The sequence below is a fragment of the Paludibaculum fermentans genome, from assembly GCF_051172195.1.
Classification (GTDB): domain Bacteria; phylum Acidobacteriota; class Terriglobia; order Bryobacterales; family Bryobacteraceae; genus Paludibaculum; species Paludibaculum fermentans_A.
In genome coordinates this window covers 2,949,675-2,971,355 of record NZ_JBPJAQ010000001.1, presented here as the reverse complement: position 1 = coordinate 2,971,355, position 21,681 = coordinate 2,949,675, and the positions used below count along the sequence as shown (strand labels likewise).

Sequence of the window (21,681 nt, the reverse complement as noted above, 5' to 3'; positions counted from 1 at the left end):
CAGAGGGAGAAAACTCTCTTACGCGTCGATGCCGGCGCGATAGTTGCCAACAGCCTCAGAGGTCCGCAACGCCCGGCTGTAAACCCGCAGCTTGCGCATCTCTCCAAAGACCTTCGGGCCCACCTTGGCCTGGGCCTCGCCATTCACATCGCCGAGCTCGGCGCCAAACCGCCCCCACCCGTAATCGCGAACCGCTCCGCCATCGTTCAGGATCCCGTCAATCATCACGCTGATGATCTTCGGTCCGCCATCGACAATGAACACGACGTGCTGCCACGTGCCCGACCGCAGCGTACCCGCATGCGTCCCCGGATCGCTGTCCCACGCCGCGCGTGTCCGCCCGTCATTCATCGCCAGCGCCAGCGTGAACCGGTCGCTCGTCCGCACCGATACGCCTTGCCCCGACGAAGTCACCGTGTCGAACAGCACCTGGCCCTCCGACAGTTCGCTCAGCTTCACCCAGAACTCCAGCGAGAAACCGCCGCCCGCCGAAAGCTCCGCCAGCTTCGGCAGCGCCACGGACATAGCCGGCCCGGCCGCCGTAGCCACCAGCCCGCCCGTCGCCACGGTCTTGTTGTCCAGCTGGTTCCAGATCCCATCCAGCAGCGTCTGGTCAATCGGATGCACACGGGCGTACGTCTTCACCGTCTCGGTGATGTAGTAGCGCCCCTTGTCCTCGACAAAATCCGGATAGCTGATGCGCGTATCCGGGTTGTCGTCGTACAGCAGGATCTCCGGCTGGCTCCAGTGTATGAACCCGTTCTTTTCCACACCGCCCGTAATCCAGCCCGGATTCCTGCCCGTGTAATACGGCCACTTCTGCGCGTGCACGGCTTCGCCCGCATGGTTGTGGTACCACAGCAGGAACTTCCCGTTGCTGAACTTGCGCACAAAGTTCGCCGCCCGCGGATGTTTGATCGGCCGGCCTCCGGGCGTGTACGTCGCGTACGCCGGCGGAGTCCAAGTCTTCCCGCCGTTCCTGCTATACGCCGCACAGTTATACCCGTCGATGCTGCGATACGTGCAATACAGGCTGCCGTCGCTCAACTCCACTAGGTTCGCTTCATCCGACACCGGATTCTTCGGGGCCCGCAGTCCTTCTTCCCCTTCCGGCAGCAGCTCCCAATGCAGCTTCGCCGGATCCTTCTCCGTGGCAATGTTCGAGCTCTTCATAAAGACGCCCTGCGACGTCACCATGCTGCCCGGATCGCCCCACTTCCCCACTTTGGCGTACCCGAAGATCATCTCTTTCTTGCTCGTCAGGATGGGCTTGCCCACCCCCCAGAAGTACATCAACTCCCCTGCCCAGGCGTTCTCGCGGTCGATCCGCATCGGCCGCATCGGAATAAAGTACCGCTCCTTCGACCAGCTGTGCCCGTGATCGTCCGAGTACTTGTATGCGTACTTGCCCAGAGTATCCACCCGCCGCCCAACCCTGGGATTGTTGCTGCGCGTGTCCAGCCGCAGATTCTCTGAGTTGTATGTATAGAAGACGTACACCCGCCCACCCGGAGCAATGAACGGCATCACCCACGACGCTTCCGGTCCATCCGCCGGCTCGATGTCGATGGGCGCGGACCAGGTTTGTCCCTGGTCCGTGCTGATCGTCGAAATGATGTGCTGCCCCGGTTCCCCTTCCACGCCACGCCCCGTCGTCAACACGCACAGCCAGTTGCCATCGCGCGTCACCACAACGTAGGGCTGATCGCTATAGCCTTCCCGTGGAATCTGCCAGCCGTGCTTGACGTTGCGCCAGTCCGGCTGGCCCGGCCCGGCCGCATGCAAAGGAACACCTAGAATCGCGCTCGTGGCGAAGAAGTCTCGTCTGGTCATGGTCGTTGTTCCGATTAGAACAGGAACTTCAGCGCCAGTTGCAGTTGCCGCGGCGAGTTCGCCTGGCTGCTGATGACACCCGCACTCGTTGAACCAATGGAGGTGCTCGGCATCCCGAACCACACCCTGTTCATCGCATTGAACGTCTCAAAGCGGAACTGGGCCCTCAACCGTTCATAGATCGCGAAGGTCTTGAACAACGAGAGGTCGTAGTTCGCAATCCCCGGCCCGCGCAGATCAGGAGCCGTCCGTGAGCTGTTGCCCAAAGTGAACGCGGCCGGCACCGCAAACGCATTGGTATCGAAGTATTTCAACAGCCGGCTCTGTGTCGAGCCGCTCAGCTCTCCACTCTGCTGCAGCCGGATCGGCCTTGTCCCCGAAATCGCGCTCATCACCAGCGGCTCACCCTTCTGGAAGCTGGCGATGCCGTTCATCTGCCATCCGCCAAACAGCATGTCCACCGCCCGGTTCCAGTGCGATCCCATCCAACGGCCGCGGCCGAAAGGCAGCTCATACACCCCGCTCAACACCAGCCGGTGCGGCACATCCTGGGAATCCAGCGACCGTTCCAGCCTCAGGTTAAAGGGATCCATCACGCCCGTCGTCGAACCCACCGCCGCGTTCGAAAAGTCAGTGATGTTCTTCGACCACGTATACGCCGCCAGCAGCGTGTAGCCCTTGCTGAACCGCTTCTCCACGCGCGCCTGCATCGAATGGTAGTTCGAATTGCCGATCGAAGGGTTCACCAGGTTGACCGACCCATACTGCGGGTAAGGCCGCAGCAGTTGCCCGCGCTGCACCGTCGCCAGCGATAGCGAGCTGGTCGGATCCGTAATAATGCCGTAGAACGGATTCGCCACCAGTTGCTGATTCACCGCGCCCAGCGCGTTCTGCGCCTGTGTCAACGTGTTTGGATTGAAGTTCGTATACGGCACATGCGTACCCTTGTTTGCCGTGTAGGCGATCTCCACAATCAGGTCCTGGCCCAGTGATCGCTGCACCGAGAAGTTCCACTGCTGGAAGTACGGAGTGGCCAGCGACAGCAAGCCGGAAGTATTCGATTGACCCAGCAGCGAACGGTCCGTCAGTTGGCTGCGCGACAACGGCTGGTTGAAGCCATTCGGGAACGGATTCGAGAGGCTCGCGATCGGTGTCGTGCCATCCAGCGACGTCACAATGCTGGTAGTCGCCTGGAAGCCATCCACAAAGCCGCCCGCGGCACCGGCCGCGTCCGTCGAGGACAGCCCGAAGAAGATGCCGTATCCGCCGCGGAGCACCGTGTCCTTGTTCAACTGATACGCGAACCCAAACCGCGGAGCCCAGTTGTTCTTATCGCCCGCGACCAGTTGGCGGTCGCTCGCATCGCGGAATGCCATCGCCCCGCGCAATCCGGGAATCGAAGGCACCTGGGCCGCAATGGGCGACGCCGCGCCGACATCGAAGATGCTGATGCGGTCAAATCGCTCTGTGCGCGGAACATTCACCTCATACCGGAAGCCGAGATTCAACGTCAGCTTGCGGTTCATCCGCCAATCGTCCTGTACGAACCCGGCCCAGTAGCGACTGGCCGAGGCAATCGCCGGCTGGTTGATCAGCGACCCGCCCGGAATCCCCAGCAGCAGCGATGCGATGCCGTTGCCTGCCGTCGTGCTCGCCTGGTTGGGATTCGGACCCTGGGTCCACGCCGAACTGATCGAAAGCGCGCCCTGCGCCGAAGGATTCTGCAACTGGTTGTCGAGATACACACGATAGTCAGCACCGGCCTTCAGCGTGTGCGAGCCCTGGATCCGCGTCACCGTCGCCTGCAGGATGTGCGACATCTGCGAGCTGTAATTCTGGTTGCCATTCCCCAGTCCAGAGTAGCCGCTAATCGAGAAGGTCGGCAGCGCGCTCACCTGCTGATTCGCCTGGAAATTGGCTGGGAACCCGAGCTGCGTAATGTCATAGCCATCACCCCACGCCGTACGCGTGCCGTATTGCCGCGACAGCCCGTAGTTGAAGTTCACGATCGTCGTCGGCGTCAGCGTCCAGATGTCCTGCAATGCGGCCGACCGCCGGTGCTGCGTCAGCGACGGATTGCCCGGATTCGCAATGTTGTTGAAGTAGTTCGGCTCGCCCGTGAATGGCTCCTGGCGCGACACCCGCCCGAAGATCTTGTGGCTCGTCCCAACATAGTGATCGATCCGGATGTCAAAGGTATCATCGCGATTCACGCGCGCCGCGCCAATGTCCAGGTTCGCCGTCAGCCGCCCATTCGTCGGCAGCGGGAAGAACTTCACCAGATTGTTGCCCACGGCATTGATCCGGTTCGTCGGAATCACATTGCCCGGGAACGGATCCCGCATCAGTGTGCCGGCGGAACCCACCCGTGTCGTGGTCGGGTCATACATCACCACCGCCGCACCCGCGGCATTCACCGTCTTCGAGAAATCGCCCGTTCGCTCCAGCGCCGTCGGCACCGTGTAGTTCGCCGAGGCCACCGTGCTCTCCCGGAACGCCTCATAGTCAAAGAAGAAGAACGTGCGATCCTTGCCGTTGTAGATCTTCGGCAGCACCACCGGACCGCCAATCGCGCCGCCTGCCTGGTTGCGCCGCAGGGCGCCCAACGGAATGCCCGCCCGGTTGTTGAAGAAGGTGTTGGCGTCGAAATACGAGTTCCGGTGAAACTCGTACGCCGTCCCGTGAATCTCGTTCGTGCCCGACTTCGTCACCACGCTGATCACACCGCCGTTGAACCGGCCATACTCAGCGCTCATCGAATTGGTCTGCACTTTGAACTCGCTCACCGCATCCACTGAAGGCGTGTAGATCAGGAAGTTGAACCGGCCCTGGTTGCGCGGCGCCGTATTCGGGATGCCGTCAATCGTCACTTCGCTCGTGAAGTTCGCCGCGCCGCTGATGCTCGGCACCGACCCGCCTTGGTGCTGGGCCGTATTATTCGGCGTCGGCAGCACACCCGGAGCCAGCGTCGCCAGCGCAAACGGCTCGCGTCCGTTCAGCGGCAGGTCAATAATCCGCCGGTTCTCGATCACCTGGCCTAAGGTATTCGTCACAGCATTCACCAGCGGCGTCACCGCTTCCACCGTCACCTGGTCCACCATCTGGCCGATCTCCAGATGGAAGTCCATCGTCAGCCGGTCCGCTACCCGCACCGTCAGGCCCGATTGGTTGTATTTCTTGAAGCCCGCCGCTTCCACCGTGATCGCGTATTGGCCGGGGTCGAGGAAGGTCACCACGTACTCCCCTGCCGAACTCGTCGTAAAGGTGCGCACGGTCTTCTTCGCAATATCCGTCACCGTGACTACGGCTCCGGGAATAACGGCGTCCTGGCTGTCGCGGACCGTTCCGAGGATAGTTCCAGAACTGGATTGAGCGTGGGCGATAGCCGTCGCCGCAACGAGGGCGAGCATTAGCTGGTGAGCTTTCGACATGGAGACCCTTTCCGGTTACAACTCTGAGATATCAGAACTCTATCACCGGAATTGGTCTCTGTCAATTGTGATATCTCAGAAAACATCAATCCATCTGCCGGGATGCGTCCACCCACAACCAACACACCGCTCCAGCCAGGTAAAGCGCCCCCGTCAGATACAACGGACCCATCCAGCTCCCATAGTGGTCCACCCCGTATGCCAGGATGATCGGGCTCAAAAACCCGCCAATCTGGCCGGAGGTGTTCATCGCCGCCGAGACCATCCCCGCGTGCGGTCCCCCAATGTCCACCGCCGCCCCCCAACTCGCCCCCAGCAGGAAGTTCGAGGAAGCCGCCGCCAGCGCAATGAACGTCGCCCCCACTAGTGGATTCGGCGCCATCGTCCCCGCAATCAGGAAGATGCCGGCACAGGCCAGCGATACGCCGCCCACCGCCGCACGCCCCACTCGCAGCCCCAGCTTCGCCGTCAACCGGTCCGTCGTGATCCCGCCAAACAGATCCGCCAGCACACTCAAGGTCAGCGGCAGGCCCGCGAAGATCCCCAGCAGACCGGCCGAAAAACCGCGCGACGATTCCAGATAGGTCGGCAGCCAGGTCACGTAGAACGTAAACCCATATGTCTGCGTGAAGTACATCGCGCACAGCGCTAACACACTTGGATTCAACAGCAGCCGCTTCCAGCCGCCGCCCTCCAACGAGTGCCCGGCCGAGATCGCACGGCCCGACTCGATATACTCGCACTCCCCCGGACTCACCGCCTTGTGCTCGTGCGGCTCGTCCCGGAACCAGTACCGCCACGCGATCGCCCAAAGGAACCCAATCGAGCCAAAGATCAGGAACAGCGCCCGCCAGTGAAAGTGGACGAGCAGCGCCGTCACCAGCAGCGGAGTCACTCCGCCCCCCAGGTGCGCGCCCATGAAGAAGATCCCCTGCGCCGTCCCGCGCTCCCGCTGCGGAAACCAGCGCGACAGTGTCCGCGCCACATTCGGCCACGCCCCGGCCTCTCCGGCGCCAAACAGGAACCGCGTCCCCAACAGCGAAGGAAAACTGAACACCCCCGCCGTCAGCATCGTGAAAGAGGACCACCAGGTCACGATTCGCGTCAAAACCCGCCGCGTCCCTACCTTATCGCCCCACAACCCCGTCGGAATCTCAAAGATGGCGTACGCCAAAGTGAACGCGCCGAACACAAAACTCATCTGCATCCGGCTCAGCCCCAGATCGGCACTCATCCGCGGAGCCGTCACCGAAATACAAACCCGGTCCAGATACGTAATCCCGGCCAGCAGCACCAGCATCGCCAGCACCCGGAACCGGACCTTCGTCTGGACTCCGCCGGCTGAGGAGGCCCCCAGCCCCATCATTCCGCACCATCCGGTTGTACAGGAGCCGCCGGAGCCGCGGCCGCCTGCTGCCCATGCTTCCGCGACCTCTTCGAAAACGTCTGCACATGCGACTCGTTCCACCCGAAGTACGGCTCCATCTGCGCCAGCACTTCTTCCATCCGGTACCGCGTGTGCTTCCGCATCGCCGCATCCGCCTGCTCCGGCCCCCCGGACACCAGGACCTCCGCCAGTTGCGAATGCCATGCGGCCGGCGGCGGCTGGTTCCCCAAAGCAGTGTCATAGAGCCAGTTGAAGATCAGAACCTGATTTTTTTCCACGGCTTGGCACAACTCGTCGCAACCCGTGCACTCCGCAATCCGCATGTGGAACCGCATGTGGAAACGGTGGATCTCGAACAGCCGGTCCCGACCCGAGTCATCCTCCGGAATCTGCAGCACATGCAGCGCATCCAGTTGGTGCGCCATGCGCTGGATCTCGTCCCGCTCCTCCGGACTCGCCTTCTCCGCGAAAATCCGCGCCGCCTGCGTCTCCAATGCCTCACGCAGGATATAGTGACCGCGAATCGACCGCGCCGTCGGAATCCGCACCCGCGTCCCCACCCTCGGCCGGCTCTCCACCAGCCCATCGCTTTCCAACCGCTGCAGCGCATCCCCCACGGGGACAATGCTGACGCCCAGTTCCTCGGCCAGGACCCGGCGCGAAAGCCCCGTTCCAAACCGTAGTTCACCTCGCAATATGCGGTTGCGAATCGTCATGTAGACCTGTTCGGTCAGATTGCCAGCGAAGGAGCTCATGGAATCACCACGAGCTAGTTTACGCCCGATCCGTCTACCGGGCAAGCTAGTGAGATATCAGAGAACATAAAATACGCGCTTGTCTTCAGTTGGTTGTTGAAGTATTCTGATATCTCAATTGTGCCGACCATCATCATCACCGAACCCGAGTTCTCCAAAGGCGCACACATCTTCACCGCCTCCGGCCTGAACTGCCTCCCCTCCGCTCCCGCCGAAGCCGACCTCTGCGCCGCCATCCAACACCACGGCGCCCGCCACGCCATCGTCGGCATCCAGCCCTACCGCTCTTCCTTATATGATGTCCTCCAGCCCGCGGCCGTCCTCGCCCGCTTCGGCGTCGGCCACGACGGCATCGACAAAGCCCAGGCCACCCAGGCCCGCATCCTCTGCACCAATACCCCCGGCGTCCTCAACGAATCCGTAGCCGAACACGCCATCTCTCTCCTTCTCGCCGCCGCCCGCCACACCACCAAAGTCGCCGCCGCCATGACCCAGGGCGCCTGGGCTCCCGTCGGTGGACGCGAACTGCGCGGCAAAACCCTCGTCATCATCGGCTGCGGCCCCATCGGCTCCGCTGTCGCCCGCATCGCCACCGCCGCCTTCGACATGCGCGTCATCGGCGTCATCCAAAACACCCCGCCGCGCGAACCCGGCTTCTTCACCAAACTCACCAGCGACCCCGCTGAGGCGCTCCCCCAAGCCGATTTCGCCAGCCTCCACATCCCGGCCACACCCGCCAACGCCCATTTCGTGAACCAGCAGCGCCTCGCGCTCCTCCCAACCGGTGCCTGGCTCATCAATACCGCCCGCGGAGCCGTGGTCGACGAAGCCGCCCTCTACGACGCGCTCGCCCAGGGTGCCATCGGCGGCGCCGCCCTCGATGTCTTTGAAACGGAACCCTACGCCCCCGTCCACCCGGCGAAGGACCTCCGCACGCTGCCCAACACCGTCCTCACGCCCCACATCGGCAGCAACACCGCCGACGCCAACACCCGCATGGCCCAGCACTCACTCCGCAATGTCCTGCTCGCGGAACAGGGCGCCTACAGCCAGATGAACCTGCTCAACCCGGAAGTACTCCAATCCCTGCCGCCCAGCAGCGGCGCATAGGAACTTGACCACGATGATCCACCGGCGTTCTTTCCTGACCCTGCCCTTAGCCGCCTGCCTCCACGGCGCCGAGGACCCGCCTTGGGCCGTCTCCAAGCCTGACCTCAAGGTCTACATTCCGGAGAAACCCGGCGGCGCCGACAACACCAATCAGCACTTCCAGGTCGTCGCGCTCCCCGACGGCGCATTCCTCGCCATCTGGACGCAAGGCGCCGGCGAAAACGCTCCAAATCATCGCATCGTCAGCAGCCGCTCCACTGACCAGGGCCGCACCTGGACCACGCCCATCGAGGTCGACGGCCCCCAACCCGGCCAACCACGCATGGTCGGCGTAGCCAGTTGGGCGTTCCCCATCGTCGCCCCCAGGCTCAAGCGCGTCTATTGCGTCTACAACAAGAACATCGGGATCCAGGACGTCCGCCCCGCCGACACGGGAGCCCTCCGCATCAAGTGGTCCGAGGATGGCGGCCAGACCTGGAGCCGCGAATTCCACGACTACCCCGTGGGCCGCACCGACTTCAGCCATCCCGATCCCAAAATCCCCGAGACCTGGATCGTCTACCAGAATCCCCTCTACGCCCCCGACGGCCGCGTCCTCGCCGGCTTCACCCGCTGGGCCAGCAAAGCTGCCGACCCCGATCCCCGCAACTGGGGCCGCAACACGGAAGTCGCCTTCCTGTCCTTCGACAACATCCTGCGCGAGAAGGACCCGGCCAAACTTCAGGTCACCACTTACCCCAAAGGCCCCGGAATCCGCCTCTACGCCGAACCGGAGCCGAAGAAGAGCATCATCCAGGAACCGACGCTCCACGCCCTGAAGGATGGCCGCATGCTCTGCGTCATGCGCACCTACACCGGCAAGGTCTACTTCGCCCTCTCCCCCGATGGCGCACGCACCTGGGGTACGCCCCGCCCGCTCTGCTACGAACCAGAAGGCGCGCCCATCCTGAACCCCATTGCCCCCTGCCCGCTCTACCGCCTGGGCGACGGCCGCTACCTGCTCGTCTTCTTCAATAACGATGGCGGCCCCTCAGGCCCCGGAGCCTGGCTCAAAAACCGCACCCCCGCCTGGTACACCGTCGGCCGCGAAATCCCCAACCACCCCATCCAGCCCATCCGCTTCGGCCAGCCGCGCATCCTCGTCGACAATCACGCCGAACCCCTCGGCACCGAGAAACGCACTGAAATCGCCACTTACACCAGCTACTTCGAGTCCAAGGGCAAGCGCTATCTCTGGTACCCCGACCGCAAGCACTACCTGCTGGGCAAATACATCACCGACGGCATGCTGGATGCCTGTGACCCCGGGAAAAAGTCATGAAGAACCCTTTCCGCAAAGCGCTGCTCGATCGCACCCCCACCTTTGGAGCCTGGATCCAGATGGGCCATCCCGCCATCGCCGAGGTGCTCGGCCGCGTGGGTTTCGACTGGATTGCCGTCGACCTCGAACACGGCGTCATCGACCTGGAATCCACCGCCAACCTCTTCCGCGCCATCGAGCGCTACGAAGCGGTGCCCATTGCCCGCCTCCCCTTCAACGACCCCATCTGGATCAAACGCGTCCTCGATGCCGGAGCCGGCGGACTCATCATTCCCATGGTGAACTCCCCGGCCGAGGCCCAGGCCGCCATGGACCAGGCGAAGTATCCGCCGCTGGGTCGCCGCGGCTACGGCTACAGCCGGGCCAACTCGCACGGCCTCGACTTCACGCCCTATATCCAGGAAGCGAACAAGGAAATTGCCATCGTGATGCAGATTGAGCATCGCGACGGCATCGACGCCCTCGACGGCATCCTCGATGTGCAGGGCGTAGACGGAGCCTTCATCGGACCGCTCGACCTCAGCGGCTCCTTCGGCAAGACCGGACAACTCGACTGCCCGGAGATGGTCCAGGCCCTCAGCACCTTCCGCTCGTCCTGTAACAGCCGCGGCATCGCGGCGGGGATGCACCTCGTGCACCCCACGCCCCAAAACATCGGCCAGGCACTGGAAGACGGCTACACCATGATCGCCCTCGGCGTAGACAATACGCTGCTGGCCGGCGCGGCCCAGGCAGCCCTGGCTTCCGCGCACTCGGCCATCTCCTCAGCAGCGTCCCCTGCACGCTAGCCCGCGTCCGGTAAGGCCACCCGGTCCACCAGCCTGGGTTGTTCCAGCACCTCCGGTCTCGGATTGTCCGGGAAACACACAAACTGGCATTGGACCGAGTTGAGAATCGGGCTCATCCGCAAACCGAATAGTCCCCGGGTCATCGCCCGGGCGCTGCTGATAAAGGCGATATCGGCGTGCGCATCCTTCAGCAGGCGCCGTACCTCAAACCGCTCGTGGCCCGTCGAAGTGTGCACCTTGAAAGTCACCGGCAACTGAGAGACGATCGCCCGCAGCGTCTCCAGCGGACCCGTCTCCCGGCCCGTGAACAGATCGCTGGCGATCGTCCCGTCATCCACATCGGGCACAGGGAATACGTACATCACGTGGAACACCGCATTCCAACGCGCCGCCGCGGCGGCCGCCTCCACGCAGTGCTCCTTCCAACCTGGCTCGTTCGTCATCACATAAGCCACATTCTTCGGCGCCTGCCGCAAGGCGCCACTCCTGGAAAAGTCGGAGTTCGTCCAGACCGGCACATGCCCCTCCCGCAGCAGGCTCGCCCGCAACGACCGGTGCCCAATCCGCGGAAAGCCCGTCGGCTCCGACGCCGGCAGGAACAGCAGGTCGTACCGGTGCCGCCGGCAATGCTCCAGGATCTGCGCCTTCGGATCGCCGGCCAGCAGAATCCGCTCGCAGCGCCCATACTGATCCGCCTCGGCGAAGAACGACTGCAACTGCCGTTCAATCTCCCGCCGTCCGCTCTTCTTCGCGTCATATACGTGCAGCAGCGTCAGCCGCGCCTCCGGGTCGTCCATCCACTCGGACAGCACGGGCGTCGTGCGGAAACAGGCATCGGAAAAGCTCGTGGGAAAGAGCAGGCGTCTCCCAAATTGATTCCTCATCGGGTTTCTCCTATGTACGATTTGTCTAGTAAACGAAGCCGTCCACCGGGTGGACTTCGGCGGGCACACGGCGCTCGCCCAGTTGCTGAAACAGGTTGATCTCAATGGTTCGCGTCAGGCTCGTCATCGGCGTGTCGTGAACCGTGTTGTCAAACGGAGCCTCAATCTCGCGCCCCACCGTATCCAGCGCCACCAGGATGAAGCTGATCAAAGTGGAGGCGATCGGCGTCAGCATCCGCAGCCCTTCCACCAGCGCAAACGGCAGGATCAGGCAGAACGCCATCACCAGAATGCGCGGGAAATAGTCGTGCTGGCGCGGCAACGGAGTGTTCTTGATGCGCTCGCAGCCGCCCAGGATATTCGTCAACTCCGTCAACGTGTTCTCCATCGCGATCCAGCGGAACGAGTCCATCCGCCCCTCTTCTTTGGCCTTGCGCAGGATGGCCGCCGATTCCAGCAGAATCGCCGAAGGTACATTCGTATGCGCCCGCAGCCGGCTGGTGACCTCAGGCGGCAGCAGCCGCTCCAGTTCGGGGAACGGATTCTGCCGCCGCAAATGGCACCGCAGCGCCCGCACAAAACTGATCTGCAGCCTCACCAGTTGATTGCGCAGATCCGTCACACAGGCCATATCGCCGCCCGTGCCGTCGATCAACGTCAACGCCTGCCGCGCAAACGTCCTCGAGCTGTTCACCAGCCCGCCCCACAACGTACGCGCCTCCCACCACCGGCCATACGCCGAATTGGTGCGGAACGCCAGGAAGATACTCAACGCCCCTGCCATCGGAGCCAGGGGGACAGACGGAATTGCCAGAAAGGTGAATCCCCCAAACGTGTACAACACGCTCACGGAGATATCGAAAAAGAGAAGCAGTAACAGCCGCTGCGATACTTGCGGCCAGATTCGCTTCAGCGGAAGGTGGTCGCGAACAATCATAGTGTCTGACCCCACACTACCCGCTGCTTTCGTCCCGAACCAGATATCGGTTGGGAATCAAACGCCTTGGCGGGCTATCTCTCGTCTATCGTAAGATTGGTATCTAAAGTAAGGCTTCGCCCGTCTGAACTAAAAACGACAGCATGCGACAGGAAGGAGATTCCACTTGCCGACGAGGCTGTCAATTCTGGGGGTTCCCCTTTCAGAAACAGTACTTAGACCACGTACGGTCGTGCCCCTGGCCGCCGTACTCGTAGCCATTCTTGTTCTCTTCGAGTGGCGCTCCAAGCTCGACGTATCACTCGGTATCTTCTACGTCTTCCCCATAGCCGTGGCGGCTACCGCCCTCAGCCGCTGGCAGATCCTGGCGGTGGCGGCCGCCTGCGCCTTCCTGCGCGGTCTCTTCACCCCGCAGTATTCCGGCCTGGAGTTCGGGCTCCGCTACACCATGGCCCTCCTCGCCTATTCCGGCATGGGCCTGCTCATCTTCGAGATGAGCCGCAACCGGCGCATCGTCATCGCCCACTACGCACGCCTCAAACTGGAGCAGGAACTGCGCCGCCGTGCCGAGGAACAGCTCAGGATCCTGGCCGAAAGCAGCCCCGCCGCCATCCTCACCCTGGATCACGACGGCAAGGTCATCGCCGCCAACCGGGCCTCCCACGACATCTTCGGCATCACTCCACCCGATACCCTCATGGACCGCGACATCGGCGGACTCGTGCCTACCCTCGGCAGCGCCGTAAAGCTGCATGCCGGCCAGCGCCAGGTCCGCACCTCCGCCTGGACCTGGGCCAAACGCGCCGATGGCACCATGTTCCCCATCGCCACCTGGTTCTCCACCTACGGCGACGGGCCCGATCATCACCTGGCCGCCATCGTCGTCGACGTCTCGGAAGAGGTGCGCGACCGCGAGATGGAGAACTTCCGGCACGTGCTCAGCTACAACCGCCTGCTCGCCGGGGCCGTCTCGCACGAGATCCGGAACCTGTGCTCCGCCGCCTCGATGGTCGCCTCCAACCTGGGCCGCCGCCCCGAAGTCGCCGTCGATGCCGATTTCCAGGCTCTCAACCAACTGGTGGGCGGCCTCACCAAACTGGCCTCGTTCGAACTCGCCAAGAACACCACCGCCCGCTCGGCCTCACTGGCCGCCGTTCTCGACAACCTGCGCGTCGTCGTCGAAACCGACTGGCGCGAGATCGATGGCCAGTTCGAATGGCTGCTGCCCGCCAACCTGCCCGACGTCCAGGCCGACTCGCACGGTCTTCTCCAGATCTTCCTCAACCTCGCCCAGAACTCCCTGCGGGCCGTGGACGGCGGCGCAGTCAGAACCCTCCGCGTCGAGGTGGAGGTGGGCGGCGACTCGGTCCGCATCGCCTTCATCGACTCCGGCCCCGGCGTCTCCCAGCCCGAGACTCTGTTTCATCCCTTTCGCTCTAATTCCGACGGCTCCGGCCTCGGCCTGTACATCTCGCGCGCCCTCGCCCGCAGCTTCTCGGGCGACCTCGTCCATGTCCCGCGGTCCTCAGGCTGCCGCTTTGACCTGACTCTCAAGCCTGTAAGGAGATTGCATGATGGTGGAGTCCCGCCCCTCACGGCCGGAGCATCCGATTCGCTTGTTCATCGTGGATGACCACGCCCTCTTCCGCGAGGGACTCATTCGCCTGCTCGCCTCCGACGAGACCCTGCATGTGGCCGGAGCGGTTGGTTCCGCCGCCGATGCCCTCGATTCGATTCCGCGCGTCTCCCCGGACGTGCTGATCCTCGACTACGACCTGGGCGAAAGCACAGCCGTCCACCTGCTGGAGCAGTTGCGCGCCCGCAGGTTCACCGGCAGAACCCTGCTGGTCACCGCCGGCCTGCCCGATAGCGAAGCGCTGCGCCTCATTCGCGAAGGCGTTTCCGGCATCTTCCACAAACACCAGTCGCCGGAAGCCCTGCATCGCTGCATCCGCGAGGTCGCGGCCGGCCGGATCCTCATCGAGCAGGAGTACCTGCGCACGCTGGTCCAATCCGGCATCGCCGCGCCTCCGGCTCCGGCGCCCCGCTTGACTGAGCGTGACAAACAGATCCTCCGCTGCCTGCTCGAGGGCCTGTCCAATAAGGAGATCGCCACCCATCTCCTCATCTCGGAGAGCGCCGTAAAGGCCTCTCTCCAACAGCTCTTCGCGAAGACCGAAGTGCGCACCCGCAGCCAGTTGGTGCGCCTGGCCCTGGAGCAGTTCTTTGACGAGATCCAGCGCTAGAAACCAGCCCGCCGGCCGTGCAGTAGGATAGGGACGGAAACTCTTCCAGAGGTGCAGTCCCATGTCCAGTCACGGAATCGATCGCAGAGCCTTCGTACGGGTCCTACCCGCGTTGGGTAGTGCGGCCGCGGTCCAGGCCGCGGCCGCGGGCAACCTGGTGGTCGATCCCGCCCCACTCTTCGACATCTCCCCCTGGCTCTACATGCAGTTCATGGAACCCCTGGGCACCACTGATAGCAGCGTCGAAGCCGCCTGGGACTATGACAAAGACGACTGGCGGCAGGACTTCGTCGAAGCCACGCGCGACCTCGCGCCCGATGTCATCCGCTTTGGCGGACTCTACTCCCGCCACTACAAATGGCGCGAGGGCGTCGGTCCGGCCGATAAGCGCCCCGCCATTCGCAACTACTTCTGGGGCGGCAAGGAGACCAACCGCGTCGGCACCCACGAGTTTGTCGATTACTGCCGCCGAGTTGGGGCCCAGCCGCTCTATTGCGTCAACTTCCTGGCCGATGGCGAGAAACGCTTCCATACCACGCCGGAAGGCGACCGCACCGGCGACGCCCGTGAAGCCGCCGACTGGGTCTCCTATGCCAACGACCCCGGCCACGCCGAGCGCAAAAGGAACGGCGCCGCGGAGCCTCTCAACATCCGCCTCTGGCAACTCGGCAACGAGACGTCCTACGGCGATATGACCTTCAGCCGCGAACAGTCCATCCAGCACACCATCGAGTTTGCGCGCGCCATGCGGCAGCGCGATCCGTCGATTCAGCTCATCGGTTGGGGCGACCGGCGCAAAAAGACCGACGAGCTGTGGGCGGCAGAGCTCCTGAAGCAGGCCGGCGAACACATCGACATGGTCGCCATCCACCTGATGGGCCAGAGCCCCAAGCGGCCTGACACGGTGCTCAAGGGGCTCCGCTACCAGAAGGAACCCGAACGCGCCTGGGAAGAGCTGCTCGAGCTCTCCAACAACGTAGAAACCCGCGTCAAGGAACTCGAGGACGTCATCGCAGCCTCCGGCATGAAGAAGGGCATCGCCGTCACCGAAGGCCACCTGAGCCTGCCGCCGCACAATGCCAACCCGATCCTGGCCGAGTGGCTCACCGCCGCCTATCACGCCCGGTCCCTCAACATCTACCAACGGCATGGAGCAACGGTGAAGATCGCCACCGCCGCCGACTTCCAGGGCAATCGCTGGACCGTGAATGCCCTCACCCTCCAGACGCCGCGCGGCCTCACTTACCCCATGCCGGTAGGCTCCATCGCCCGCCTCTTCAAACGGCACAACGGGAAGCAGGGCGTTGCCGTATCGAGCGCTCCCTCCGGCCTGGACATCGCGGCCAGCCGCACGGGCAGCCGCGTCTATCTCCACGTAGCTAACTTGAACTACCGCGGCTCAGTCGAAGTGTCCTTCGCCGTAAAAGGCAGCCTGATCCAGGGCGGTCGGGTGATCGCGATTGCTCCGGAGGACCTGCGCCAGTACGTCGGCCTCGACCAACCGGATGCCTTCAAACCCGTGGAAACCAAGCTCCCGGCGGGCTCTGCGCCGAAATGGACCTTCCCCGCCGGCTCAGTCTCCGTCGTCGAACTCGAGTTGAACGCCGCATAAACCAGGGGGCCGCGACACGTCACGGCCCCCGCCTTCACCTAACCTCAGAACTCGTAGCGCAGCGCGAATTGGAAGACGCGCGGGCTGCCGAACTGCGAAGTGTACTTACCAAACGAACCCGGATCATTGATATCCGTGTTCGAGGTCGCCACGTCGAAACGGACCGTGTTGGTCACGTTGAAAGCCTCGGCCCGGAACTGCAGCGTGTGCGGCACATCCCGGTGAGTGAACAAAGTGAACCGCTTGGCCATGCCCAGGTCGATGGTGAAGAACCCATCCCCGCGCAGGCCGTTGCGCTGGCCGCTCTCCCCGGGCAGAGCGTAGTCGTAACCCGCGATGGCGGTCGCGGGATCCGAGAACATGTTCGGGCCGCCGGCCGCGCCGTCAATGGCCGCGCCCGCGTTCTTGGTCGTGCCGGTCTTGGGGACGAACCCGGTCTGCGAAGCGAAGCTGGGCACGTTCCAGTTCGTCGGCCAGACACCACCGGCAAACGCGCCGGTGGGGAAGCCGCTGGATTGACGCCAGATGCCGCTCAACTGCCAGCCGCCCAACAGGTTGTCGGTGACACGGTTGGGGCTGCTCAACCAGCGCTTGCCCTTGCCCACCGGCAGCTCCCACACGCCCAGCGCGCTCACCAGGTGAGTGACATCGTAGTCGGAGACATCCTTCATCTGGCGCGTGTTCCAGGAGTTGATGATCTGCCCGCCGGTAGCCGAAGCCACTTCCCGCGAGGAGGAGTAGTCGATCGATTTGCCGTAGGTGTAGTTGAAGTCCAACTGGACCGTGGAGAAGCGTTTCCGCACGGTCCACTGCATGGCGTGGTAGTAGCCCTTGCCCACGGAACGGGCGGCCGCCAGCGAAGAGAACTGGCTGTTGAACATCGAGTACGGCCCCAGCTTGCTGCACGACGGGAAGCATTCGCCGGTCTCGTCCGGCAGGTCGATGGCCGTCAAAGCCGAGGTGATGTCGGGATAGGCGCCCGCAAACAGGCTGTAGATGTTCTGCGTCGCGGTACGGGTCCCGGAGGCGGCCCCGGGCCACATGTTTTCCCAGAACGCGATAGGTTTCACGTTCGCGGTGGAGGTGCCGGCGCGGGCCATCAGCGCCAACTGCTGCGCCGCCTGGAAATAGGTCTGGCCGGAGGAGGGATCGCGCAGGTTCGTCGGCATCGCCATGTCGAAGTTGATCAGCGAGCGCCGCGAAAGCCGTCCCACATACGAGCCCTGGATCATCAGGCCACCACCGAACTCGCGCGAAATACTGAAGTTCGTGTTCATCGTGTACGGCGCCTTCAGCTTCTCGTCAATCGAGTTCGTGATCGCGAAGTTGTCGGGCTGCACCTGCGGGAAGCCGCCGGCCGGCGCCTGCGGCAGGATCGACGAATCCCAGTTATAGAAGCCGGTGAAGCGCGGCGCATCGCTGGCTGTGAAGGTCGGCGCCGGCTGCAGTTGGCTGGTGAGGCCCAGCGCGCTGCCGGAGTAGTTGGTGATGATGCCCTGGCCGAACAGGTCGTAGAACAGCCCGAAGCCGGCGCGGATCGACGTCTTGCCCGGCCCGCCGAACAGCTTCTTCGACCAGCCGTCGTTGCCCTGCGGTGAGTAGGCAAGTCCCAGCCGGGGCGACCAGTTCTTATGATACGGATACAGGTCGCGGCCCAGCCGGGAAGCAAGGTCGAACTCCACCGGAGCAACCCCCGCCTGTGACTGGCCGGAGTCGGCCAGCAGTTGACGCTGCAGGAACCAGTCCGCCAGCGGCACTTTCGGATTCGTCTGGTAGCCGTTGCGCTCATAGACCGGCGGCATCAGCGACAGCCGCAGACCGGCCGTGATGGTCAGGCTGCGCGTGGCGCGCCACGTATCCTGCACGTACATCTCGTACTCTTCCGAGGCAAAACTCCGTTGGATGCCCTGCCCCAGCGGCAGCAGGTTGCCCTGCAGATCGTAGTTGTAGTTGGCCGTGAGCTGCGTCATCAGGCCCAGCAGGTTCACGAACTGCCGGCGGTAGGCCGTGCCGCCCTGCGCGTCGGCGACCTCGAACTCGCGGCCGCTGCCCAACAGGTAGTTGGCGTTCGTCAGCGCGTTCGAGAACGAGTTGCCGAAGTCCCGGCGGTTGTTGCGGATGAAGCGCATCACCCCGCCAAAGGCCACGTTGTGCGCGCCGTGGTTCCAGGAGAAGTCCTCGGACACCTGGTGGACGCTCGTGATGCGCGACAACGTGCTGGTGGTGGCAAACCGGTCGTCGATGTCGCGGAAGTCCGCGAAGTTCGCCGTCAGCGAGCCGAGGTTGTCCAACCCCTGCCGCGTGAAGCCGTAATGGAAGCTGCTGATCAGCGAAGGCGTGAGGGTCGCCGTGTAGCCCACGGCAAGACCTTTGCTGTTGTCGAGATACTTGCGCTGCGGCGGCTGGTCGGGAAACTTCGGGACGCCCAGCGAGTTGGTGTAGTCGTCATTCTGCAGGTTCCCGCGCAGGAAGAAGACGTGCCGGCCTGAGGCGTCGGCCGTCCAGTCGACCTTGGCGATATAGGTATTCCACGTCAGCGGAGCGCGCGCATTGAACCGGAACCCGGCTGTATTCAACAGGTCACCGGAGGTCGAATCGTTCGGCATCGGGTAGGTCTTCAGCAGGTCGAGCACCGCCTGGTTCTGGCCAATGCCCAGCGGGTCGAGCCGCTTGAAGTCAGCCGGCCCGAGGGACCCGATGCTGCCGTCCTTGCGCACATAGTGGAACAGCCCGTTCCGGAAGTCGGCATTGGGCACCACCCGGACGGCATTGATCTCGCTGCTGTCACGCCGGCCTTCATAATTCAGGAAGTAGAACAGGCGGTTCTTCTGGATGGGACCGCCCAACCGGCCGCCGAACAGGTTGCGGTTCAGCTTCTCGCGCGGCACCCCGGCGGAGTTGTTGAAGAAGCTGTTGGCGCTGGTGGCGGTGTTGCGCAGGAAGTAGTAGAGCGCCCCGTGGAGGTCGTTGGAGCCGCTGCGGGTAAGCAGGCTCACCTGGGCGCCGCTGGTGCGGCCAAACTCGGCTCCGGCGTTGGTGGTGATGGTGCGGAACTCCTGCACGGAATCCAGCGTGGCGCGCAGCACGCTGGTGAAAGCGCTGCGCAACTGCTGGTCGTTCACATCGACGCCATCCAGCGTCACGTTGGCCTGGTCGGACTTGCCGCCGTTGACTGAGCCGCTGCGGAAGTCGCTCTGCACGCCCGGCTCCGGTTCCCCCAAATAGGTGACACCGGGCTGGATGGAGAGCAGCCCTACAACGTTGCGGGCTTCGAGCGGAAGTTCGAGAATCGGCTTCTCGCCGATCGCATTTCCGATAGATGCATCAGTGGTGTTGATTTGTGTGGATTCGGCCGAGACGGAGACTACTGTTGATACGGAGCCGACACTTTCAAATGTTAAGTTCACGGTAGCGGGTGTGTTTACCAGCAGCCGGACTTCATTTACGATTAAGTCGTTAAACCCGCTGGCTTTCGCGGTGATCTGATAAAGACCCGGCTTCACCTGCGGCAGCGCATAACGGCCTTGTGAATCAGAAGTGGTTTCGCGGCTGGAGCCTGTCTGCGGATCGCGGAGCTGAATCTTCGCATCCGGGACTGGTAACCCGCTTGGATCGGTGACAGTACCGTTGACTGAGGTGGCGGCCTGCCCAAACAGCGCAGCCGCCAAAAGGATAGTGAGACTTGTGGCGTTGACGATTCTGTACATTGGGACCTCAAAATTACATCCCTGAAGCTAAGGGATGAGTTACCCCAATTAGATACTAAAATCGATCAGGCCGATGCTCAAATCAACTTTCGCCCCCATGATGTCATCAAGGTAAATTGATTTGTCACATTTGCAACAGTCGTAAACAATCCCACGATAGGCGCACAGACAGCAAAACGCCCCGGCTGCGGGTGCCGGGGCGTTTTGGTTGAAGGTTGAGATTGTTCTAGAACTGGTTCCAGAGGAACTGGTTGTAGACTTCGTGATGGTACTGAACTTCCTGCGGCTTGACGAACGTGCCCAGCAGGCGGGGGCAGCGGTCGGCGGAAGCCTGCTTCAGTTCCGCGTAGCGAGCCTTGACGTCGGCGCCGAGCATCGTGCTGGTCCATTCGGCGTTGGTGAAGTTCGCCAGCGCGTCATAGATGTTGTCCGGCAGGTAGCGGTCGGCCTGGCGCAGGTTCTTGATCTTGGCGATCTCGCCTTCGAGACCGGTCTTGAAGACCGAGAAGAGCACGAGGTACGGATTGGCGTCGGGACCGACGGAGCGGACTTCGACGCGTGAGCTGCGCTCGTTGCCGATGGGGATGCGGACCATGGAGCCGCGATCGACGGCCGAAGCCTTGATCTGGTTCGGAGCTTCGAAGTGCGGATCGAGACGGCGGTAGGCATTCACGCTGGCGTTGAGGGCCAGGCAGATGTCGTTGCCGTGGGTGAGGATCCTGTCGATGAACTGCCAGCCGAACTTGCTGAGCTTCTCTTCGCCCTTGGGATCCCAGAAGATGTTCTTGCCGTTCTTGCTGATCGACACGTTGGTGTGCATGCCGCTGCCGTTGACGCCGACGACCGGCTTGGGCAGGAAGCTGGCGGAGAGGCCCATCTTGGTGGCGACCTGGCGGCAGATCAGCTTGTAGAGCTGGATCTGGTCGGCGGCGGCAACCACTTCGCCGTAGCCGTAGTTGATTTCGAACTGGGACGGGGCGACTTCGGGGTGATCCTTCTCGTTCTCGAAGCCCATCGCGCGCTGCACTTCAGCGGAGGTGTCGATGAACTGGCGCAGCGGATCGCCGGGCAGCGAGTGGTAGTAGCCGCCGGTGTTGACGTACTCGAACTTGCCGGTCTCGTTGTAAGTCCGCTCGGCGTCGGCGCCCTTGAACAGGAAGCCTTCAATCTCGTTGGCGGCGTTCAGCGTGTAGCCGTTCTTCTGGAACTGGGCGTTGGAGAAGGTCTTGAGGACGCCACGGATGTCGCCGGTATAGGCGGAGCCGTCCTTGTCGATGACTTCACCGAACACCAGCACTTTGCCGGAGCCGAAGATGTCGGAGGGCGCCCAGTAGAAGGCGCTCCAGTCCATGCCGAGGCGGAGGTCGCTCTCGCGCTGCGCGGTGAAGCCACGGATGGAGGATCCATCGAACGTCAGGTTGTCCCAGCTCTTGACAAGAAACTTCTTGTCATAGTCGAGCATGTGCAGGCGGCCTTCCAGGTCGCTAAACAGGACAGTGACGGCCTTGATCCGCTTCTCATCGGTAAGGTACTTCAGCCGCTCTTCCTGAATCTGCTCGGCGGGAACGCGGTTCTTACGTTGCTCCTTGGCAGCCAAATTCAGGTCTTCGAGCTCTGCGTAAGAAAGGTTCAGAAAGTCTTGCAGTGGGTTAGACATCTATCTCCTCTGA

General features: G+C 63.0%; 14 protein-coding genes. 6 read left to right on the top strand and 8 right to left on the bottom strand.

The window, feature by feature from the left end; translation table 11 throughout:
* Nucleotides 1-18: 18 nt before the first annotated feature.
* The 4 genes from ACR9Y2_RS12160 to ACR9Y2_RS12145 form a co-directional block, all read right to left on the bottom strand.
* Entirely contained in the window at nt 19-1,833 is a 1,815-nt protein-coding gene (locus ACR9Y2_RS12160) for an exo-alpha-sialidase (RefSeq protein ID WP_435041558.1), read from the bottom strand.
* Between the two features lie 14 nt (nt 1,834-1,847).
* A complete protein-coding gene (locus ACR9Y2_RS12155) occupies nt 1,848-5,264 on the bottom strand; it encodes a TonB-dependent receptor domain-containing protein (protein WP_435041557.1) in 3,417 nt (1,138 codons plus the stop codon).
* An 85-nt stretch (nt 5,265-5,349) separates the two neighbouring features.
* Nucleotides 5,350-6,630 (bottom strand): MFS transporter, encoded by a 1,281-nt coding sequence (locus ACR9Y2_RS12150; protein WP_435041556.1) that lies wholly within the window; start codon nt 6,628-6,630, stop codon nt 5,350-5,352.
* On the bottom strand, nt 6,627-7,406 hold the full coding sequence (locus ACR9Y2_RS12145) for a GntR family transcriptional regulator (protein ID WP_435041555.1): 780 nt from the start codon (nt 7,404-7,406) through the stop codon (nt 6,627-6,629). The genes ACR9Y2_RS12150 and ACR9Y2_RS12145 overlap by 4 nt, the downstream gene beginning before the upstream one ends.
* Nucleotides 7,407-7,526: 120 nt before the next feature.
* On the opposite strand from ACR9Y2_RS12145, the gene ACR9Y2_RS12140 reads away from it, so the two are divergent.
* Genes ACR9Y2_RS12140 through ACR9Y2_RS12130 form a run of 3 tightly spaced genes read left to right on the top strand, consistent with a single transcriptional unit; the run spans nt 7,527 to nt 10,625 of the window.
* Nucleotides 7,527-8,516, top strand: a complete 990-nt coding sequence (locus ACR9Y2_RS12140; RefSeq protein ID WP_435041554.1) for an NAD(P)-dependent oxidoreductase — start codon at nt 7,527-7,529, stop codon at nt 8,514-8,516.
* Nucleotides 8,517-8,529: 13 nt separating this feature from the next.
* Nucleotides 8,530-9,837: a sialidase family protein gene (locus ACR9Y2_RS12135; RefSeq protein WP_435041553.1), complete on the top strand. Its 1,308-nt coding sequence runs from the start codon at nt 8,530-8,532 to the stop codon at nt 9,835-9,837.
* Nucleotides 9,834-10,625 carry an HpcH/HpaI aldolase family protein gene (locus ACR9Y2_RS12130; RefSeq protein ID WP_435041552.1) on the top strand — a complete coding sequence of 264 codons (792 nt, stop codon included), beginning with the start codon at nt 9,834-9,836 and terminating at the stop codon, nt 10,623-10,625. Before ACR9Y2_RS12135 ends, ACR9Y2_RS12130 begins: the two co-directional genes overlap by 4 nt.
* On the opposite strand, the gene ACR9Y2_RS12125 is transcribed toward ACR9Y2_RS12130, so the two are convergent.
* Both ACR9Y2_RS12125 and ACR9Y2_RS12120 read right to left on the bottom strand, forming a co-directional pair.
* On the bottom strand, nt 10,622-11,509 hold the full coding sequence (locus tag ACR9Y2_RS12125; protein ID WP_435041551.1) for a universal stress protein: 888 nt from the start codon (nt 11,507-11,509) through the stop codon (nt 10,622-10,624). The genes ACR9Y2_RS12130 and ACR9Y2_RS12125 overlap by 4 nt on opposite strands.
* A 25-nt stretch (nt 11,510-11,534) precedes the next feature.
* A complete protein-coding gene (locus tag ACR9Y2_RS12120) occupies nt 11,535-12,446 on the bottom strand; it encodes a bestrophin family protein (RefSeq protein WP_435041550.1) in 912 nt (303 codons plus the stop codon).
* A gap of 166 nt (nt 12,447-12,612) precedes the next feature.
* Here ACR9Y2_RS12120 and ACR9Y2_RS12115 point away from each other — a divergent pair, with 166 nt between their 5' ends.
* The 3 genes from ACR9Y2_RS12115 (at nt 12,613) to ACR9Y2_RS12105 (ending at nt 16,304) form a co-directional block, all read left to right on the top strand.
* On the top strand, nt 12,613-14,079 hold the full coding sequence (locus ACR9Y2_RS12115) for an ATP-binding protein (RefSeq protein WP_435041549.1): 1,467 nt from the start codon (nt 12,613-12,615) through the stop codon (nt 14,077-14,079).
* Nucleotides 14,018-14,692: a LuxR C-terminal-related transcriptional regulator gene (locus tag ACR9Y2_RS12110; RefSeq protein ID WP_435041548.1), complete on the top strand. Its 675-nt coding sequence runs from the start codon at nt 14,018-14,020 to the stop codon at nt 14,690-14,692. The genes ACR9Y2_RS12115 and ACR9Y2_RS12110 overlap by 62 nt, the downstream gene beginning before the upstream one ends.
* A gap of 61 nt (nt 14,693-14,753) precedes the next feature.
* A complete protein-coding gene (locus ACR9Y2_RS12105) occupies nt 14,754-16,304 on the top strand; it encodes an alpha-L-arabinofuranosidase (RefSeq protein WP_435041547.1) in 1,551 nt (516 codons plus the stop codon).
* Between the two features lie 44 nt (nt 16,305-16,348).
* Here the strand turns inward: ACR9Y2_RS12105 and ACR9Y2_RS12100 are convergent, their stop codons facing one another.
* Nucleotides 16,349-20,011 (bottom strand): carboxypeptidase regulatory-like domain-containing protein, encoded by a 3,663-nt coding sequence (locus ACR9Y2_RS12100; protein WP_435041545.1) that lies wholly within the window; start codon nt 20,009-20,011, stop codon nt 16,349-16,351.
* A gap of 226 nt (nt 20,012-20,237) precedes the next feature.
* Nucleotides 20,238-21,668 carry a glutamine synthetase family protein gene (locus ACR9Y2_RS12095; RefSeq protein ID WP_435041544.1) on the bottom strand — a complete coding sequence of 477 codons (1,431 nt, stop codon included), beginning with the start codon at nt 21,666-21,668 and terminating at the stop codon, nt 20,238-20,240.
* Nucleotides 21,669-21,681 lie beyond the last annotated feature (13 nt).